Annotated in this window: 19 protein-coding genes; 5 read left to right on the forward strand and 14 right to left on the reverse strand. The window is 63.9% G+C overall.

Annotation, left to right across the window (positions count from 1 at the left end):
* Positions 1 to 808, reverse strand: an 808-nt coding sequence (locus CYU59_RS28760) for an acyl-CoA dehydrogenase family protein (protein ID WP_293010541.1), incomplete at its 3' end; no start/stop codon positions are given.
* Between the two features lie 161 nt (positions 809 to 969).
* On the opposite strand from CYU59_RS28760, the gene CYU59_RS28765 reads away from it, so the two are divergent.
* The 4 genes from CYU59_RS28765 to CYU59_RS28780 are packed head-to-tail and all read left to right on the forward strand — an operon-like array spanning position 970 to position 5871.
* Entirely contained in the window at positions 970 to 2166 is a 1197-nt protein-coding gene (locus CYU59_RS28765) for an amidohydrolase family protein (RefSeq protein WP_293010543.1), read from the forward strand.
* Positions 2167 to 2171: 5 nt separating this feature from the next.
* A complete protein-coding gene (locus CYU59_RS28770) occupies positions 2172 to 3131 on the forward strand; it encodes an acyl-CoA dehydrogenase family protein (protein WP_293010545.1) in 960 nt (319 codons plus the stop codon).
* Complete coding sequence (locus tag CYU59_RS28775) at positions 3125 to 4324, forward strand: acyl-CoA dehydrogenase family protein (protein WP_293010547.1); 1200 nt, start codon at positions 3125 to 3127, stop codon at positions 4322 to 4324. Before CYU59_RS28770 ends, CYU59_RS28775 begins: the two co-directional genes overlap by 7 nt.
* A complete protein-coding gene (locus CYU59_RS28780) occupies positions 4321 to 5871 on the forward strand; it encodes an AMP-binding protein (protein ID WP_293010549.1) in 1551 nt (516 codons plus the stop codon). The genes CYU59_RS28775 and CYU59_RS28780 overlap by 4 nt, the downstream gene beginning before the upstream one ends.
* A 43-nt stretch (positions 5872 to 5914) precedes the next feature.
* Here CYU59_RS28780 and CYU59_RS28785 read toward each other — a convergent pair whose 3' ends face one another.
* The 12 genes from CYU59_RS28785 to CYU59_RS28840 form a co-directional block, all read right to left on the reverse strand.
* Complete coding sequence (locus CYU59_RS28785; RefSeq protein WP_293010577.1) at positions 5915 to 7048, reverse strand: amidohydrolase family protein; 1134 nt, start codon at positions 7046 to 7048, stop codon at positions 5915 to 5917.
* Positions 7049 to 7196: 148 nt separating this feature from the next.
* Positions 7197 to 8087, reverse strand: coding sequence for an LLM class F420-dependent oxidoreductase (locus CYU59_RS28790; RefSeq protein ID WP_293010551.1), 891 nt, complete (start codon positions 8085 to 8087; stop codon positions 7197 to 7199).
* Positions 8088 to 8093: 6 nt separating this feature from the next.
* Complete coding sequence (locus CYU59_RS28795) at positions 8094 to 8852, reverse strand: SDR family oxidoreductase (RefSeq protein ID WP_293010553.1); 759 nt, start codon at positions 8850 to 8852, stop codon at positions 8094 to 8096.
* Positions 8849 to 9445 carry an SDR family oxidoreductase gene (locus CYU59_RS28800; protein WP_293010555.1) on the reverse strand — a complete coding sequence of 199 codons (597 nt, stop codon included), beginning with the start codon at positions 9443 to 9445 and terminating at the stop codon, positions 8849 to 8851. Before CYU59_RS28800 ends, CYU59_RS28795 begins: the two co-directional genes overlap by 4 nt.
* A gap of 13 nt (positions 9446 to 9458) precedes the next feature.
* A complete protein-coding gene (locus CYU59_RS28805; protein WP_293010557.1) occupies positions 9459 to 9896 on the reverse strand; it encodes a hypothetical protein in 438 nt (145 codons plus the stop codon).
* Between the two features lie 16 nt (positions 9897 to 9912).
* Positions 9913 to 10602 carry a hypothetical protein gene (locus tag CYU59_RS28810; RefSeq protein WP_293010559.1) on the reverse strand — a complete coding sequence of 230 codons (690 nt, stop codon included), beginning with the start codon at positions 10600 to 10602 and terminating at the stop codon, positions 9913 to 9915.
* A gap of 445 nt (positions 10603 to 11047) precedes the next feature.
* On the reverse strand, positions 11048 to 12499 hold the full coding sequence (locus tag CYU59_RS28815; protein ID WP_293010561.1) for a class I adenylate-forming enzyme family protein: 1452 nt from the start codon (positions 12497 to 12499) through the stop codon (positions 11048 to 11050).
* Positions 12496 to 13314, reverse strand: a complete 819-nt coding sequence (locus CYU59_RS28820; protein ID WP_293010563.1) for an enoyl-CoA hydratase/isomerase family protein — start codon at positions 13312 to 13314, stop codon at positions 12496 to 12498. Before CYU59_RS28820 ends, CYU59_RS28815 begins: the two co-directional genes overlap by 4 nt.
* Positions 13304 to 14131, reverse strand: coding sequence for an enoyl-CoA hydratase-related protein (locus tag CYU59_RS28825; protein WP_293010565.1), 828 nt, complete (start codon positions 14129 to 14131; stop codon positions 13304 to 13306). Before CYU59_RS28825 ends, CYU59_RS28820 begins: the two co-directional genes overlap by 11 nt.
* A complete protein-coding gene (locus CYU59_RS28830; RefSeq protein ID WP_293010567.1) occupies positions 14128 to 15375 on the reverse strand; it encodes an acyl-CoA dehydrogenase family protein in 1248 nt (415 codons plus the stop codon). Before CYU59_RS28830 ends, CYU59_RS28825 begins: the two co-directional genes overlap by 4 nt.
* Positions 15372 to 16178 (reverse strand): enoyl-CoA hydratase-related protein, encoded by an 807-nt coding sequence (locus CYU59_RS28835; RefSeq protein ID WP_293010569.1) that lies wholly within the window; start codon positions 16176 to 16178, stop codon positions 15372 to 15374. Before CYU59_RS28835 ends, CYU59_RS28830 begins: the two co-directional genes overlap by 4 nt.
* 5 nt (positions 16179 to 16183) lie before the next feature.
* Entirely contained in the window at positions 16184 to 17434 is a 1251-nt protein-coding gene (locus CYU59_RS28840; RefSeq protein ID WP_293010571.1) for a hypothetical protein, read from the reverse strand.
* Positions 17435 to 17511: 77 nt separating this feature from the next.
* Between CYU59_RS28840 and CYU59_RS28845 the strand changes: the two genes are divergently transcribed.
* Positions 17512 to 18342, forward strand: a complete 831-nt coding sequence (locus tag CYU59_RS28845) for an enoyl-CoA hydratase-related protein (RefSeq protein ID WP_363115571.1) — start codon at positions 17512 to 17514, stop codon at positions 18340 to 18342.
* Positions 18343 to 18344: 2 nt separating this feature from the next.
* Here CYU59_RS28845 and CYU59_RS28850 read toward each other — a convergent pair whose 3' ends face one another.
* Positions 18345 to 19214: an SDR family NAD(P)-dependent oxidoreductase gene (locus CYU59_RS28850; protein WP_293010575.1), complete on the reverse strand. Its 870-nt coding sequence runs from the start codon at positions 19212 to 19214 to the stop codon at positions 18345 to 18347.
* Between the last annotated feature and the right edge of the window lie 185 nt (positions 19215 to 19399).

Consider the following 19399-nt stretch of genomic DNA (forward strand, 5'->3'; position numbering starts at 1 on the left):
TGTGCTTGATCGCCTGGAAGCTTCCGATGGCCCGTCCGAACTGGATGCGTTCCTTGGCGTAACCGACAGCCATGTCGAGACATCGCTGAGCCGCTCCGAGCTGCTCCGCCGCCAATGCCACCAGCGCGAGATCCGATGTCCTTGCCAATCCGCTCGACGCGTCGCCGTCGTTTCCGATCAGCCGGGCGGGCGCTTCGTCGAACTGAATGTGTGCGACCTTCCGGGTGCGGTCGAGGCTTGCGAGTGGCGTGCGCTTGATTCCAGCCGAATCGGCCGCGATCGCGAACAAGGACGGTCCGGCCGCGGTGTTGGCCGCCACCAGCAACAGGTCGGCGCAGTGGCCGTTCAGCACCCGGGGTGCATCACCCGAGACCCGGTAGCCCTCGCGGCCAGGTGCAGCGGTCAACGCCACCGCACTGGCGTCCCACGCTTTGAGGTGACCGTTGAGGATGACCGTGGCAGTGGATTCGCCGGCGGCCAACCCCGGTAGAAACTCGTCCATCGCAGTGCGATCGTCGCTGGTCAGGATCGCCTGGGTGGCCAGCGCGACGGTCGAGAAGAACGGTGAGCACAGCAGCGTGGCGCCCATCTCTTCGAAGACGACGGTCAGCTCGGGCATGCCGGCGCCCGCCCCACCCCATTGCTCTGGCACGGCGATGCCGTGCAGACCCAGCTCGCCGGCCATTTGGCGCCAGGTGTTCTCGTCGTAGCCCGACTCGGTGGCCATCAGTCGGCGCACGGTCTCGCTGGGGGACGCGGCTTCCAGAAATGCCCGTACGGTCGCCCTCAGGTCGTCGAGCTCAGTCATGAAGCCGGTTCATTCGCGCTCATGTATTCCTGACGTGTCCGGTTGTCGGCGTGAAGCCGTCCTGTCGAGCCGGCAGGCAGACCCGAGATAGGCATTCCCGAAAGAGGATAGTATCTTTTGTGAAATAAGAGAATAAACATTCTCGCCGGGAGGAGCTCCACGTGACGGTGAAACTTGACTACGGGATCTTCGATTGCGACACGCACTGCTACGAGACACGGGATGCGTTTACCCGCTACCTGCCCAAGGAGTTTCACGATCGCGCCATCACGCCGGTGCGCTCTGCCGACGGTAAGGAGGTGATCCTGGCGGGGCATCGGATCGCCACCTTCAACAGTGAAGCGAGTCTGGGTTTCGACCTCGCATACCGGCCGGGCTCACTCAAGGAAATGCTCAAGCAGATGGGCTCCGGTAACCCCGACGAGAGCTATGAGCCCCAGCCCATCCAACCGGAATTCCTCGAACGGGGACCGCGCTTGGAGGTCATGGCGCAGCAGAACGTCGAGCGGGTGGTGATGTTTCCAGCCGGAATGGCCCTTGCTGCAGAGCATTACGTCGACGACACCGAGGCCCTGTACGCAAACCTGAGATCCTTCAACCGGTGGTTCGACGAGACGTGGGGCTTCAACTATCAGGACACCATCTACGCCACGGCGCTGCTCTCGCTGCGCGATCTGGAATCGTCGATCGCCGAGACCGAGGCGATCATCGCGCAAGGCGCACGCCTGGTGCTGCTACCCACCGGACCCGCCTATGGGCGCTCACCGGGCGACCCCTACTTCGATCCGATCTACGCGCGGCTGCAAGAAGCCGGCTGCACACTGGTGTTCCACATCCAGCCCTACTGGTACTTCAACGCCATCTCGCCGGCCTGGGGCCACAATCCGGACCCGGCGGCTTGGCGCATGTCGGCCTGGCAGTGGATGAACGTCTACGGTCAGCGTCCTATCGAGGACACGTTGTCGGCGTTGATCTTCGACAACTTGTTCGGCCGCTTTCCGGACCTGAAGGTCTTGGTGGCCGAGCATGGCGCCGAATGGGTTCCGCAGTTCGTCATTCACATGGACAAGAGCCGCGGGATGGGCCGTAACGGTCCGTGGATCGGCGGAAAGCTCACCGAACGACCGTCGGAGGTGTTCCGTAGGCACGTGGGCGTGGTCCCGTATCCCGAAGACGACATCCCCACGATCGTGGAGCGGCTGGGTTACGACGAGTGTCTGCTGATGGGATCTGACTATCCGCATGCTGAGGGTCTCGCCGAGCCGGCCGATTTCATCAAGCTGCTCGACCCACTGGACGACGCCGCCAAGAAGCGAATCATGCGCGACAACGCGGATCAGCTACTTCGCCGAAGCTAACACCCATGGCCGATGACGACGTCGACCTCGACCTGCTACGAGCGTCGGCGCGAGAATTTCTCGCCGACCGCGGTGAAAAGGAATCCGTTACGGACCTCGCCGCGATGGACTGGACCGGCCTGCTCGTCGACGAGTCGATGGGTGGTGCGGGCTGGCGGCCCGTCGAGGCGTGTGTCGTCGCCGAAGAGCTTGGCCGAGCACGGGACCGCTCGGCATGGTTCGGTACCACCATCGCCGCGGCCGCACTGACGTCCGCACCCGATGCCGTCCGGCAGCGCTGGCTGCCCGCCATGCTCGACGGCACGGCAACAGCGGGCGTGACACTCCCCGGCGACGTCGTGCGCATCTTTCGCGGCAGTGAAGTCGACATCGTCATAACGCTGGGCAGCAACGGAATTCAGCTGTTCGAGGTGTCGGATGCGCAAGCGAGCCGACTCGACGAGGACTCGATGGACGAGACCAGGGCGGTCTGTCTGGTCGATATCACCGACGACCGGGGAGTGCTTGTCGGATCACCGGAGCGAGCTGATCAGCTGCTTGCAGCAGGAAAGCTGCTCATAAGTGCGGATTCCATCGGAGCCGTGTCGACGACCTTCGAGCGCCTCACGGCATATCTGAAAGACCGCATCGCCTTTGGCGCGCCGATCGCGAGTTTCCAAGCGATCCAGCACCGATTGGTCGAGCTCTTGGTTTTCGTGGTCAAGGCTCGCGCGGCGGTGCTGAAGGCGGCGCGCGCGGTCGCGACCGACGACAGGCGCGTGGTCGCGCTGACGGCCGCCGCACACGCTTTCGTGGCGGCCAAGGCCACGGCCGCGGTGGACGAATGCATGCAACTGTCCGGCGGAATCGGCTTCACCTGGGAATATCCGCTGCATCACGAGCTGCGGCGGGTGTTCACCAACGCGCAGACGCTCGGCACAGCGCGATCAAGCCGGGCACTGCTCGCGGAGGTCTCGGGGTGGTAGCCGACGTCGCCCGCCCCAGCGAGTCCGAGCTTCTCGCCTTCCGGGAGCAGGTGCGTGCCTTCATCGCCGACCACGCTCCGGCGCTGGTGGCGCGCGAGGGGCACCGCGCACCCGAAGACGCCGCGCAGGAAGCACTGTTGCGCAGCTGGTTCGCCGCTTTGTTCGACGCGGGTTTCGCCGGCGCCGACTGGCCGGTGAAACATGGCGGCCGGGCCGACCACCATCCGCTGCACGATCGCATCGTCAGCGAAGAGATCCTGCGTGCCCGCGCACCACGCCCTGTCGACCAGGTCAACTTGGCGGCACATGTCCTGCTGCACTTCGGTTCCGAAGAACAGCGATCCGAGCTGTTGCCAGCGATGCGGCGTAGCGACCACGTGTGGTGCCAGTTGCTCAGCGAGCCGGACGCGGGAAGTGACATCGCCGCGATACGTAGCCGGGGCGTTCAGCGGGCCGACGGCGGCTGGGTGATCAACGGGCAGAAGACCTGGATCACCGACGGGCACTGGGCGGACATGGGTTTGGCCCTGATCCGCACCGACCCCACGTCATCGCGGCACCGCGGTCTGTCGGTGTTCGCCGTGCCGCTGTCGACCCCCGGCGTCGAAGTCCGGCACATCCGGACGATCAACGACGCGATCGAGGTCAACGAGGTCTTTCTCTCCGATGTCGAGTTGCTTCCGAACAGCCTGATCGGCGAGATCGGTGCGGGCTGGTCGATCATCATGGCAGGCTTGGACTTCGAACGTTTCGGCATCGGAGGTAACGTCATCCTGCTCGAACTCATGATCGACGATCTCGTCACTCTCGCCGGGGGATCCAGTCTGGACGGTGCACCCGCGCTGTCTCACGACGATGTTCGGCAGGCCGTGGCCGAACTGACAGTCGAAGTCGAGGTCGCGAAGGCCTTCATCGACGACCACGTCGAGCGGATGATCTCCGGACAGGAGACGGTCGGGGACGGTTCGATCGCGAAACTGAGCTTCGCCGAGACCTACCACCAAGTGTCGTCCTATGGCGCCGAATTGGGCGCCACCGTCGTCACCGATGGGTCTGATTCGGCTGTGCAGCAGGCAAAACAACGCCTGCGGGAGTGCTGGCTCTGGTCTCGCGCGTACACGGTGTCCGGGGGCAGCTCGGAGATGATGCGCAACATCCTTGCCAAGCGCCGACTCTCGCTGCCGAGTAGATGAACGGGCCGGCCTCGCCCGAGGTTTACTGGGAGCTTGTCGAGAATGCAGCGTGCGAGCACCCGCAACGTGTGGTGCTCAGCGATGACTTCGGGCGCAGCCTCACCTGTGCGGAGCTTCGTGACGCGGCCGTGAGAACCGCCGCCGCCTTCGCCGAGCGCGGGGTCACCGATGGGACGGTAGTCACCTGGCAGCTGCCGACCACCTTGGAGACGATGGTGGTGATGGTGGCACTCGCGCGTCTGGGCGCGGTCCAGAATCCCGTGCTGCCGCTGTGGCGCGAGCGCGAACTACGTTTCGTGACAAACCAACTCGACACCGAGTTCATGGTGGTCCCTGGGACCTGGCGTGGCTTCGACCACCTTGCGCTGGCTGAGGCGCTGGCGAAAGAGCGTCCGATGGCCGTGCTGGTCGTCGATCATGAAGCGCCGATAGAACGCGACCTTCGTCTGCCCGTCGGTGACCCGGCAGCGCTGCCGCCGGCACCGAGTTCGGGGACGCTGTCGCGATGGGTGTACTACTCGTCCGGAACGACCGCCGCGCCGAAGGGAATTCGGCACTGCGACAAGTCAGTGATAGCCGGATCCGCGGGAGTCGTCGGAATGGTCGGTGCATCGAGCAGCGACGTCAACCCGATACCGTTTCCCGTGTCGCACATCGGCGGAGCTGCGATGCTGGCGTCCAGCCTGCTCACCGGGATGCGGCTGGTGCTCTTCGACGCATTCGACCCCGCGACGACGCCTGTCGCGATCGCTGCGCACAGACCGACTTTCCTGGGCACTGCCACGCCCTTCTTTGTTGCTTTCATGGCGGCGCAACAGGCGCACGGACCCGAGCCGATGTTCCCCGATCTGCGAGCGGTCCTAGGGGGTGGCGCTCCGATCACCGCCGAGTTGGGACGCCAGATGCGCGAAGTGTTTTCCGTCGCCGGTGTCGCGAATGCCTGGGGGCTCACCGAGTTTCCCGTCGCCACGTCCCCGGAACCTACCGGTGAGCCAGATGTGCTCGATCACACGGTAGGACGCCCGGTGCCGGGCGTTTCGGTGCGAGTAGTGGGCGACAACGAGCAGGAGGTGCCGCGTGGTGAGGAGGGGGAGCTGAGACTCACCGGCCCGCAGTGCTTTCTCGGTTACGTCGATGCCTCGTTGGACGACGACGCGTTCGACTCCCAGGGGTGGTTTCGCACCGGGGACCGCGGGCGTGTGGATACCGGCGGCAACGTCGTCGTGACCGGCCGGATCAAGGATGCGATCATCCGCAATGCGGAGAACATCTCCGCGCTGGAGATCGAGGAAGTTCTGGTCACCCATCCTGCGGTGGCCGATGTGGCCGTCGTTGGAGTGCCGGATTCGCGCACCGGAGAGCGCGTCTGTGCAGTCGTCGTTCCCGTTGCCGGTGCAACTGTCGAGTTGTCGGCGCTGGCTGAGCACTGCAGGGTGAAAGGTCTGAGCCGGCACAAGTCGCCGGAGCGCCTAGAGGTGGTGGATGCGTTGCCGCGCAACCTGACTGGCAAGGTGCTCAAGGCCGACCTGCGAGCCCGGTTCGGGTGAGGTCGATCGGCGCCTCGCGAGAAGACCGCGCCCTGACACAGCGCTATATCCCGATCAACTCTTTCAAGTTGCCGCCCATGACTCGCGAAGTGGTGTCCGCCGGTAAGTTCCCGAGCTCGTTGACGAACTCAGCGGGTTCCGCCAAACCCTCTGGATGGGGGTAGTCCGAGCCGAACATGACTCGGTCGGCGCCAAGGATCTCGATCAGGTGTGACATGTCCTCTTCGTGAAAAGGGTTGACCCACACGTGCCGTCGAAAGACGTCTGCTGGATGCTCGGCGAAGTCCTGGGGCTTCTTGCGGTAGACCCGGTCGAAGGCATTCAGGAGGCGCGGTGCCCAGGAGCCGCCGTTCTTCACAACTCCGATTCGCAGCGCTGGAAAACGTTCGAACACACCGTGTGCGATGAAAGCCGCCAATGTGTCGAAGATGTGCCGGCTCTCCTCATAGATGAAACCGCGGAAGGTCGTGAGTTGGAATCCCTGGAACTCCGCGCCGCCCTCCCAGTCGGAGAGGTAGCGGTCGTACCCGGCATCTGAATTGTGCATCTGTACGGAGATGCCCGACGACTCGACCAACCGCCAGAAGTCGTCGAATTCGGGAAGTGCCGGCGATCGTGACGTGCCGTCTTCCCGGGGTACCGGGGCGGGTCGGATCAATACGGTCCGAGCTCCGTTTTCCAGGCACCACTCGAGTTCGGCCACTCCAGCTGCCGGATCGTTGAGTGAGATTGCGGGAACAGCGAAGATGCGGTCCTTGTAGTTGAAACTCCAGTCGTCCAAAAGCCATTGGTTGAACGCGTGCGTGATCGCGTGGGTCAGCTCGGTGTCGGATTTGGTCCGTTCCTCGAGCATTCCCGCTGTCGTGGGGAACATTACCGCGCCATCGATACCCTGTCGCTCCATCAAGGCGAGTCGCAGGTCGGGGCGGCGGAATTCGTCGGGGCACCGGATCGGCTCAGCGAGTTCCCGCAGCGATTTGCCTTCGGGGTTCACCCCGCGGTAGTAGTCGGCCCACGCTCCCGGAGTTGGAATCACCTCGTAGGTCGGGTTGGGAATGCATTCGGTGATCACGCCGAGAATCTGCAACTTCTTTCGGCCGTTGACATCGACGAACTTCAGTGCCTCGGAGTATTTCTCCGGTAGGTAGCGGGTGTAGGCGTCGATCGTTTCGTACATGTGATTGTCCGAGTCCCACACCTCGTACTGGTGCACATCGCCCACGGTCAGCTCCTCTCCTTGGCGACCGCGAGACGACGGGGCCGGCACGGATCGCGGTAATGACACTATCCCAATCCGAGAGTAATGGTTCTCAAAGTCATGGCTTTCATCCATGTGGTGTCAGCGCCGCAATCTCCTGGACGTTAGAGATCATCGCTTGTGCGTCATTGCCGGTCAGCACTACCTGAAGGTGGTCGACGCCGAGGTCTCGGTATGAGTCGACGGCTTTTGCAAACGACGACGTTGTATCAAACTTCGTCGAAGCCACTTTGATCAGCGCCGAATACGGCCGGCCGTGCTCCTCGGCGAGACGGCGCAGCTCATTCAACAGTCCTGCCAGACGTGTCGCCGGCATGGGTGCAGAGATCCAGCCATCACCGATTCGCGCGGCACGATCGAGAGCAGCAGTTGAGTGTCCCCCGATGAGGATGGGGATAGGGCGCTGTAGCGGCCGGGGTTCCGGATCGATCGGGGCGAAGTCGTAGAACTCACCGTGGAATTCGACCTGCCGCCCGGGGGCCGTCCACAGGACGCGCAGGAGCTCGATGTGCTCTTCGCTCCGGGCCGCGCGGCGATGCCACGGTATGCCCATCGCCGCAGCCTCTTCGCGCATCCAGCCGATACCCACGCCGTAGCTGAGCCGCCCGCCCGACAAGACATCCAGGGTGGCCAGTTGCCGCGCATTGAGCAGTGGGTTACGAAGGGTCAGCACTGAGATAGAAGTCCCCAGCCCGATGGTCGTGGTCTGACCTGCGACCCAGGCCAACGTCGAGACCATCTCGTAATTCGGTGCGAGATTATCGGACAACCATCCGTCAGCGACCTTCGAAGGCTTGGAGCCGAGGACGTACGCCGAATCGACATGATGCGGCAGAACAAGGTGGTCGACTGCCCAGAGTCGGCTGATGCCGGTCGCTTCCGCGGTTTGGGCAAAATCGCGGATGAATGTCGGAGACGAGGTTGGCCCGGTATGGGGCAGAACAAGTCCTATGTCCACTGCTGCCTAGAGATTCGTGAAGTGGCCACCGTCAATACCCAAGGTCTGGCCGGTGATGTAGCGCGCATTCGGGCCGACCAGGAATGCGACTGCGGCGCCGATATCGGAATCGGGATCACCGATGCGCTTCAGCGGAATTCGCCGTGCCAGCCGATCTTCCATTGCCGATTCGGCCTCGATCGCCGCAGTCATGGCTGGCGAGTACGCAAGCGGGGAAACAACATTGACAGTGATTCGGTCGGGCCCCCACTCGCGCGCCAAGCTCTTCGCGAAGCCGCGTAATGCCCCCTTCATGGTGGCATACAGCGGCAGGGTCGCGCTTCCCTCGATGCCCGCTGGTGATGTCATAACCAGCAGGGTGCCACCTCGAGCGCGAAGGTGCTGGTACGCGGCGGCCGCGCAGTGCTGAGCGCCGGCAATCGACACCAGATAGTGGTCGGTCCACAGTGAGCTGTCGACGTCTTCGAGTCGGTGCGGCTGACTTGAGGCCCTACTAGTGGCGTTGTGCACCACTGCATCGAGTCGACCGGTGACGGCGAGAGCCAAATCGACTGCGGCGGTGACGTTTTCTTTTTTCGTCACATCGCAGTAAGCCCACGTTGCCGACTGGCCGCGTGAGGTGATTGCGTCGACAACCGCCCGGCCGGCTTCGTTGCGTGCGGCGACGATGACATGCGCGCCCTCCCGTGCCAGCGCTGTGGCAATGCCTCGGCCGACGCCGCTCGCTGCACCGGTGACCAACACCGTGTGACCTGCCAGGTTCACGGCAGCATCACCGATCCGCCGTCGATGACAATTGTTTGGCCGATCAGGTGTTTTGGCTTGCGTTCGAGCAGAAATTCTGTCGTCTCTATAACGCTGTCGATGAGCGCTTCGTCCACCGGGACCGCGGGGGCCGACAGATGGCCATCTGAGGTGGCCAGCGCCGGTTCAAACAAACCCACAGGTACGGCGATCGTATTGACATAAATGCCTTCTGAAGCCCACTGACGGGCCGCGGATTTCGCCATCGCACGAACGCCTTCCGCCGCGGTGGTCAACGGTACGAGGCCAGCAGCACCGGCGATCCCGAGGGTTGGCGCCACTAACACGATTGCGCCGCCTCGTCGGCGCATCGACAGCCGAGAGCGCTGCAGAGCTTCCAGGGCGCGTCTCATCGGCTCCTCGGCGAGTCGGCGCCACTGTACGTCGCTCACGATGCTGACGGGTTGGCAAACCTCGTCGGTGTTGATGTCGAGGATGATGACGGCGCCGTCGGTACCTTCTGGCGGCGCGCCGAGACCAACGGCGACTGCGTCGAGACCCGTTGCCAGCGCTCGCGAGAGGCTCCCGTCGGATCCCATCACCACGCGAGGCATCGCGCGCTCTGCATCAGTGACCGGATTGCGGGCTACCGGCGGCTTGCCTCGCCAGGCGCTGCTGATGGATGGTCACCAGCTCCCTGAAGCCGATCCGCGGATATTGCGGGACCGGCTGAATGCCCCATTTGTCGCGGGCGGTGTGTTGACCCCAGGCCTCTGGCGGACCACCGAAAGGAGCCCCGCCGAGCGGAAACGGCTGCTGGCATTCCAGGGTGTCGTCGGAGTACCGCACTTTCATCAGCTCACTGCAGATCTGGGTGAGCGACAGATTCGGCCAGCCGTACCAGACCGCCATGGTAGGCACCGTCAACGATCCCTCGATCACCAAGCCGAACAAGCAGAAGAACAGGCCGCGTCTGAGCCAGGTGTGCATCCTCGCCCACGTCGGTGTCGTCCCGACCGGCAGTTGTTCGGCGGGTGTGGTGGTTTCTGTCTCGGCGCTGGACATGATCGGCCTTCCTCGGCTAGTCGGTGAAGATTTCTCGATTCACCGTGTGCATGTAGGGAATCGCCAAAAAGGGTGTGATGTAGAAGATGTTGAACGCCCACCAGCCCAGTACCGGTAAGCCGACCGCGGTGTAACGGACGTCGGCGTAGAGCGTCATGTTGAAGATGTAGCCCGTCCACACGACCACGCCGAACCAGCACGTCACGATCAGCCACTGGTGTCCCCAGCGTTTCATCTGGAGAAATCCGATAGCCGCCGCGATACGCATCGGAAACGCGATGAGAACGCACACGAGGACCCATGCCTTCTCGCCGGGCGCGCTCGCACCACCGATCCACAACTCGTTGTAGTGCCAGAAGTAGCCCGCATCAATGAGATTGCCCCATGCCGTGAAGACGGTTCGGGTGACGAGTGCGTGGTTGGCAAACAGGTCCAGTGCCCACCCAATGCTGTTCAGGGCGGCGTCCAGAATGACGACGTACCCGATGAGCGTGACCATCAGCGGTCGCACAGAGAGCCCCTCGCGCTGGGCGTTGCGCAGCAGGACCAGGCCACGCACGAATATGGGCAGACCGATGATGCCGAGCACCAACGTCCCCATGACGACAGTGCCGGAAATCAGCCATCGGTCGGCGCGTCGCTGAATTTCACGGGTTTGCTGATCGTGTTCTTCCAGTCCGACCGAACCGATGCCCGGTAGCGACATCGCGTCACCAGCCCTTCGCGAAGTACATCTGAAGCTGGATGAGAAACATCGCGATGAGAATGCCGTAGATGAAGACCTGGAAACCGATGAGGCCTCGTCTACGTCTGCGATCCTGGTCATCCATTCGTCTGTCACCTTTCTGCTTCAGGTCTGGCCGACGACGGCGCGATGTGACTGAGAGACAGCACATCTCGACTTCTTCCGGCCCGAGGCGTGATCTGTCAGAAAGTGCCGATATTCGACAGCATCCAGTAGAAGAAGGCGGTGAGCCCGACCATCACACCCCAGGTCACGGCCATCCGGACTAGTTCCTGCCACACGGTTGCGCCTCCGTCGGTCGAGTTTCGTCCTAAGCGGAAATGGCCATTCTCATCGGATGCTAACACCACTGCCGGTGCGGAAAGCAAATTCTGTCACATCGGTCGCACGGGATCGCCGCAGCTGGTCACCGACTGATGCGCTGGGCGAGTTCACGTTTGACGACCTTGCCGGTGTCGTTGCGCGGGAGTTCGTCGACAAACACGATTCCTACGGGAACGCGGTAGGGCGTCAACCGTTCTCGGCACCACGCTATGAGGGTGTCCTCGCTGAGCACGTCATTGGTCCTCGCGACGAACGCCCACGGCACCTCGCCCAGGCGATCGTCCGCCACGCCTACCACGGCAGCCTCGCGCACGCCGTCGGCGGCCATCAACACGTCCTCGACGGTGCCCGGAAACACTTTGAGCCCACCGCGGTTGATCATGTCCGAAACCCGGCCGTCCAGCCACAAAAAGCCGTCCTCGTCGAACCAGCCGAGGTCGCCGGTGTGGAACCAACCGTCGTCGGTCAGCCTGTCCAGAAAGGCGGGGTCGATCTTGCGGGCCCCGGTGGTCGCAGTTCGGACGAGCACCTCGTCATCGCTGACTGCCACGTCGATCCCCGGGAGCGGCCGGCCGACGGATCCGAGCTTCGACTCGCCGAATTCTCGCGCGTCGGCGGCGGACCAGCCCACTACTTCGCCGCCGAGTTCGGTCTGGCCGTAGGAGTTCAGCACGATCACGCCGAACTTGTCCCGGAATCGAGCTGCTTGGACGGGGGACAGGGGAGCGGTGATCGATCGCACGATCCTCAGCGGTGACAGGTCCGCGACAGCGTCGTCGTAGAGCACCATGGTCAACGCCGCCGGTGGGAGCACGGTGGACCGCAGTTGGTGCCGTTTGACCAGCGCGGCGAATTCCCCGGGAGAGAACCGGTCCATCAGGACGACACCGGAACCCGCGCGGAATGCGAACAGTACCTGGTAGATGCCTGCCCAGAGCGACAGGGAGAGCGGCACCAGATTGGGCATCGGTGCTCGGTTCGGTTCTTTGGCAGCGGATTTGGGGCCGCGCAATTTGGTGAGCAGCCGGTCGATAAGGTCCAGAACGGTGGCATGACGCAGGGGCACGGGCTTGGGTGGCCCGGTGGTCCCTGAGGTGAACTGCAGCAGTGCGACGTCGGGATCGTACCGGCGTGCATCCTCGGTCGTCGTCGTTGACGGAGTTGCCGACCAGACAAGACCGGCACCCGTGATGACAGTCAAGCCGAAGGCGGAGAAACGTTGTGCCAAGTCCGGTGTGGTGATCACTGCGACGGGACGCAGGGTGTCCAGGAGCGTGGTCACTTCGGCATCGGCCGCGCGAGGGTTCAGCGGTGTGTATACCCCGCCGGCACGCCAGACGCCGAAAAGAGCCGCGATGGTGACGGCGTCGTTCGGCAGCATCGCCGCGACAACCTGACCTGTTGTCAGGCCGATGTCGGTGAGCAGTTGGCCCAAATCCTGTGCGCCGGCCACCAGCTCGACACGGGTCGCACTGGTGTTCAACGTGTGCACGGCGATATCGGGCAGCCCGTCCAGCAGTTCATCCAGGCTCACGAATCACTCTCCAGCGGAGACCAATTGGGTGCGCGCTTCTCGGCGAATGCCTGCGGTCCCTCATTCTGGTCAGGGTGGCCCCACATCGATGTCAGATGTTTGGCGCCTTCGCGACACGCGTCCGTCAGTCCGTGCTCGAGTGCCCCCCACAACGCCCGCTTGGTGGCACGCATCGCTGCGGGTGAGTTTTTCGCGATCTGCTCGGCCAACGTTTGGGCCGCATCACGTAGCTGCTCGGGTGGATCGACGATCTGGCTGATCATTCCCAGTTCGTAAGCGCGCTGGGCGGTGAGTCGCTCGTGGCTGCCGACGAGTGCCATCCGGAGCACGGCTTCGGCAGGCATCTTGCGCATCAACGCGATGGTCTCGAGTGCGCTCACTTGCCCGATCGATACATGGGGATCGACAAACGTGGCGTCCGAAGCCGCGATCACGATGTCGGCGTCGGCGACCCAATGCAGGCCGCCGCCGGCACAGACACCGTTGACCGCTGTGATGACCGGTTTACCGACGTTCATGTGCCAGCCGGTCAGGCGTAAATCCAGCGTGCGCATGGTCTCCTGGAATTGCAGGACTGCCTCGCCGTCCAGCTCGTCGACGTCGGCGCCGACCTGAAAGGCCCTGCCGTTGCCGGTGTGCACAATGACCCGCGCATCTGGATCGTTGTCGAGTTGTGTCCAGGCTCTGGGGAATTCCGCACGCATCACGGAGTCGTACGCGTTGAGACGTTCCGGCCGGTTGTTGATGATCCAGCCGACCGGACCGCGACGCTCGACGACCAGTCGCTGATAAGGCGCGGTCGGCTCAGTGCTCATGAAGCTTCCTCGGCGGACAGTGCCCAAGAGATTGCCAGTGCGGTGCCCTCTTCTCACGCCAGGCACGGGCGCCCTCGGCGTGATCCGGGTGATTGCGGAGCTGCCAGATCTTCTCGCCGGCGTCGTTGCGCGCCTGGGTCAGGCCCACCTCGACCGCGTGCCACAGGGCTTGTTTGGTCGCTCGCATCGCAGTCGGCGAGTTCGTTGCGACGGCGGCGGCCAAAGCCGCGGCCTTCCCGCGCAGAGCATCGCCGGTGACGACTTCGGATACGACGCCCAGCTGATAGGCGCGGTCGGCGGAGATGCGTTCCCCTTTGCCGCTCAACGTCATTCGCGTGATTGCCTCCATCGGAGATTTGCGCAGCAGCGTGATGGCCTCGTAGGCCACCGCCTGGCCGACGGAGACGTGCGGGTCGACGAATGTGGCGGTATCGGCGGCGATCACGATGTCGGCGTCGGCGATCAAGTGCAGGCCTCCGCCAGCACAGACTCCGTTGACCGCAGCGATGACTGGTTTCCACACTCCGCAGTGCCAGGCCGAGATCTTGAGCTCAGCGTCGCGGGTGCGCCGTGAGTGGCGCCGCATTGCCGCTCTGTCCCGGGCGACCTGCACGACGTCCATCCCGGTGCAGAACGCTCTGCCATTGGCGGTGTTGACGATGACCCGCACGTCCGGGTCGTCGTCGAGCTCTGCCCAGGCGGTCTCGAGCTCGTCGAGCATCCGGGCGTCAAAGGCATTGCCCGCGTCAGGCCGGTTGAGGATGAGCCAGCCAATGCCATCGGCCTTCTCCACGATGAGCCGTTCGTATTCGGTCACGAGCGTGGAATGTCCTTCCAGGGTTGGCCTTTCCATGGGTCCGGCTCTTTCGGTAAGCCAAGCACGCGCTCACCGAGGATGTTCTTGTTGATGTCGGTGGTTCCGCCCTCGGTGCTGTTGGCGAGGCTGCGCATCATGCCTTGCACTTCGCGCGGCAGCGCGTCCTCGTCGCTGGTTGCCGGCCAGGCGACCGCCTCGGTGCCCAACAAGTCGACCAATAGGTCCTGGATCTGCTGGTTCAGTGTCGCCTGATGGACTTTGCCGATCGACGACGCGGCACCTGGTGATTGCCCGGCCGAAAGAGCGGCGCGTACGCGAACATTGGTCCAGCCACGGATCTGCTCCTGGGCCCACAGGCTCATCACTTTGTTGCGGACGACCGGGTCTTCCCATCGCCCTGTCTCCTGGGCGACGGTGATCAGTCGCTGGGCGCTCGAACCGCCCAGTCGGCCCATCCCGCCGGAGCCCGAGCCGGAGACCATCTGCCGCTCGCTGGACAACGTCGACGCGCTGACGCGCCAGCCGTCGTTGATCTCACCCACCCGGTGTGCGTCGGGGATTCGTGCGCCGTCCAGGAACACTTCGTTGAACTCAGACTCACCGGTGATCTGGCGGAGAGGCCGTACCACGACGCCGGGTTGATGCATGTCCAACAGAAAGTAGGTGATGCCCTTGTGCTTGGGCTGTCCAGGATCGGTGCGGGCCAACAGGATTGCAAAATCGGCTTCGTCAGCCCACGTGGTCCAGACCTTTTGGCCGGACACTATCCAATCTCCGCCGTCGCGGATCGCCTTGGTGGCGAGCGAGGCCAGATCCGATCCAGCGCCGGGTTCGCTGAAGAGCTGACACCACTTTTCCTCGTTGCGCACGATCGGGGGTAGGAAGCGGCGTCGTTGTGCGTCATCGCCATGACTGAACAGTGCAGCGGCGGCGTTGTTGAGGCCCAGCGGATTCAGCCGAGTGAGCCGCAGCGGGGCCAGTACTGTCTCGATCGCGAGTGCGATGTCGTTGGTAACGCCCAACCCGCCGTGTTCTGGCAACCAGGTCGGTACGACGAGTCCGGTCTCGGCGAAGCGCGGATACCACGCGCGGTAATCGGAGGGGCTGCGAACAGCTTTCAACGCCATCGGGCCTTCGGCAGAGGCGGCTCGCCACGATTCGGGCACGTGAGTTGCGACCCATTGCTCGACGGCCGCGACTGCCTCCGCGGCACTGGTGGTCTGGGTGATCGGGAGTTGCGTCATCTGCCCTGAAATCGTGCGTCGCGCTTGTCCCGGAATGCGGCCAATCCTTCGCGGAAGTCCTCACTGCGGCTGGACAGTTCCAGTGCCATCGCTTCGTTCTGAAGGTGCCGGTCGAGGTCTAGACCGTTCCCGCTCTGCAAGAGCCATTTGGTGAGGCCGAGTGCGACCGTCGGGGATTCGCTGAGCTTCGTGACGAGCGCCGTTGCAGCCGAATCCAGTTCGCCGTCGGCGACGGCACCGTGGACAATGCCCCACTCCGCGGCGGTGGCCCCGGCGATCTCGTCGCCGAGCATGAGTAACTGGCGGGTGCGCACCATGCCGATGACCCGCGGCAGTAGCCAGGCAGCTCCGCTGTCGGGCGTGAAGCCGCGGGCCATGAACGGCTCCCAGAATCGCGCGTCGTCGGCGGCCAGACAGAAGTCCGATGCCAGCGCGATGTGGAAACCCAGCCCCGCAGCCCAGCCACGGACGACGGTCACGATCGGGACCTGGGTCTCGGTCATCAGCGGGATGAGTCGGTTGGCCTTGTTCGGCAGGCGGCGCTGTGTGCTGCCGACTCGCGGCTTGCGTTCGGATTTCGCGTTGTTGGCGATCAGGTCGGCGCCTGCGCAGAAATCGGGGCCCTCGGCGTCAATACGAATGACGCGGACGGATTCGTCGATGCCGGCCGCGGCGAGGTGGCCGATCATCGCGTCCAGCATCACGTCGTTGATTGCGTTGCGATGGTCGGCTCGATCGAGTGTCAATGCCAGTACCGGCCCCTGCTGGTGGGCTTGCAGCCCAGGCACACTCGCGTAGTCCATGTGCGTCAGCGCTCGGCGAATTGTGCTGAGACTGCGGTCAGCAGGTCGGCCAGGTTGTCGGCCCCGCCGGGCGGGTCGGGTAGACGGACCGGCCCGTGCGCGTGGCTGGGCAACAGGATGGTGGCATGTCCGGGGGCAGTCACCTCGCCGCGATGGTTTGTCGCCGCGAGTTCGACATCGACGGCGGGCCGATCGCCTTCAGTCAGGTACTTGCGCGTCACGGTTCCAGTGATGGTGTGCAGGTCTCCGACGTAATTGAACAGTCGGAACTCGCAGTCGAGTTTCCAGAGCCAGGCGTCATCGCCCATCCAGTCGGTGCAGACATGAATCAACCATGTCTCGCGCATCCGGCCGTAGTCGAATGTCGTTGGATTACCGGCATTTCGAGCGGCGTCGGGTTCCCAATGCACGCGCTGCTGCACATCGGGCACCCCGTACCCGTTGGGGGTGTAGAAGCGCGGAATGCGTTGCCGGTTGCGCCAGGCGAGTCGCAGTGGGCGCACACCGTACATTCCCGTGCCCATTCCGACGTGCCAGCAGACCATGTCGGTGACCGTCAGCGGGCCCTTGGTGAGCGGGCCCAGCGCATCGCCTTCGTCGACGTCCTCCCACCAGCGCGGTTCGGGACCGCGCGGCGTCTCGCGCGCGTAGCGGTCATCAATCTCGGCGATCTCGTCTTCAGACCACGTCTTGAGTTCGATCTCGTCGTACTTCTTGCGTCCGCGCGCCTTCTTGCGCTCGGTGCGGATCATGTTGCGATATTGGCCGCCGAGGATGGTGCCGTCGTCGTCGCGAAAGACCTGGGCTGACCACTCGTGAATGGCACGCCCGGCGAAGTCGCTGCTCTTGTCCAGAGCGGCTACCAGAGCATTGCGCCGAAAAACCCTGTGATTGGCGCGCAACGGAGCCCACCACTCGCGTGCGGAGGACGCATAGAAGGCGTGTACCCCTCGCAGAGGGTCTCCCTTGGTCAGAGCACGCTCCTCATCGGACAGCGTGGTCACTTCGTCCTCGCCGATCAATGTGTCGCCGCCGACCAGCGTGGGTGGGGCGATCGACCCTCCCCACACCGACTTCGCCGCGTACTCCGGGTCAGACCACAGCGGGCTCGCATCGCCGTAACTTTCGGCAACATGACGAAAGGCGTCCTCGTTGGGTCGGACGTAGTGCGGAGGCTGAGTGTGCGGGACGGCAATACCGATGGTGGCGCGCAAGCGCGTCAGCCCCTCATCGGTGATTTCCCCCGACCCCGCCATTCAGTGCCTCCTCGTTGTGGCCGCCGATAAGGTGGAAATCAAGATACCCGAAAAACGGAAACGTCGTTAACGCAGGGATGGCTCAGATGGCAGAAGAAGAAACCGGGATCACCGTCGACGTGGGTTCCGACGGCGTGCACCGGATCACGATCAACCGCCCGCAAGTCGGAAATTCGTTGTCTCCCTTAGCTCGTGATGCTCTGACGGCCGCCTTTACGAATGCAAACGACAATCCTTCTGTCCGCGCTGTCTTGCTGACTGCAGCGGGCGTGCGGCATTTCTGCGCTGGAGCAGGACTGGCGCCTCGGCCGGCGGACGCGGAGGTACGTGAGGTGCAGGAGAGGCGCCCCGGTGACATCGCGCGGATGCTTCAGCAGGGTTGGCAACGACTGATCGGCTCGGTATTGGACTGTGACAAGCCGGTGGTTGCCGCGGTCAAGGGCACTGCGGCGGGAGCAGGGTGCAGTTTGGTGCTCGCCTGCGACCTCGTCGTCATGTCAACGGAAGCAACGCTTGTCGAGTCCTTCGTGCACCGCGGCATCCTTCCCGATTCCGGTGCCATGTATTTGCTGACGAGAATCGTGGGACTGCGTAAGGCGGCCGAGTTGTTGATGATCGGCGAGGCCGTCGACGCCGCCGAATGCGAACGACTGGGTTTGGTGAATCGCGTGGTCGCGGCCGGGGACGTCGACGGCGTGGCGGAAGACTTTGCGGGACGCCTCGCGGCCGGCCCCACGGTGATGCTGTCGTTGACCAAGCGGCTGCTGTCGGTGTCGTCGGAGTCGAGTCGCGAACGTGCATTCGAACAAGAGGCGTGGGCGCAGGAGGTGGTCTCGCACACCGCTGATCTGCAGGAAGGTCTGCGGGCTTTCGCCGAGCGTCGCACGCCGCGATTCCTCGGCCGATGAGCTCAACCTTGTGTGGGCCCGCCACGGATGATGAAATCCGAGCTGTCGTCGATCTGATCGATCGCTTGAGCCACCGATTCCGCTGTGATCGAGGTGTTCTCGACGCCCTTGGTCACACCGATGAACACCCGCGATACCTTGCCCGCGCCCACTGAGTAGATGTGGGCCGTGCGATCGCAGTCGCGATGGGAAAGGTAGACGACCACCGGGGTGACCAGCTCGGGGTCCATCGCCTTGCCGGCCTCGCCCATGATGTCTTCGGTCATCCGGGTCCGCGCGATCGGTGCGATCGCGTTGATGGCGATACCGCTGCGAGCGCCTTCGATTGCAAGCACATGCATCATGCCGACGAGGCCCATTTTTGCGGCGCCGTAGTTCGCCTGCCCGAAGTTACCGAAAAGACCTGTGCCGGAGGTGGTTTGAACGATGCGGCCGTAGTTCTGCTCACGCATGACGGGCCACACCGCGCGAGTGACGTTGAACGCGCCGGACAGGTGGACGGCGATCACCGCGTCGACCTGTTCGGCGGTCATGTTCTTGAATGCGGCGTCGCGCAGGATGCCGGCATTGTTGACGAGCACGTCGACCCGGCCGAAGGCTTCGACGGCCGCGGCGACGATCGCGGAGCCACCCTGTTCCGTGGCGACCGAGTCGCCGTTGGCGATCGCCGTTCCGCCGGCGGCGGTGATCTCGTCGACGACCGCCTGAGCTGCCGACAGCGATCCGTCACCACTGCCGTCGACCGGGCCGCCGAGATCGTTGACCAACACGCGCGCACCGCGGCGCGCGAGTTCCAATGCGTGACAACGGCCGAGTCCACCACCCGCGCCGGTGACGATGGCTACCTGGTCGTCGAATGTCAATGACTCCATGGGTGAGAGGTTACATTTACGTTGATGAGAACCCGCATTTGCATGGGAGGTCTGACGTGAACGCCGTGGTTGAGCTGCTGCGACATGCGCACGCACGCGGGGCAGCGCTGAGGCCTCGGTACCGCGACGCCGGTTTCTGGTCGGCGCGGCCGATGGACGTGGTGCGGGACGCGGCCGCACGTCAC

The organism is Mycobacterium sp., from assembly GCF_002863225.1.
Lineage (GTDB): Bacteria > Actinomycetota > Actinomycetes > Mycobacteriales > Mycobacteriaceae > Mycobacterium.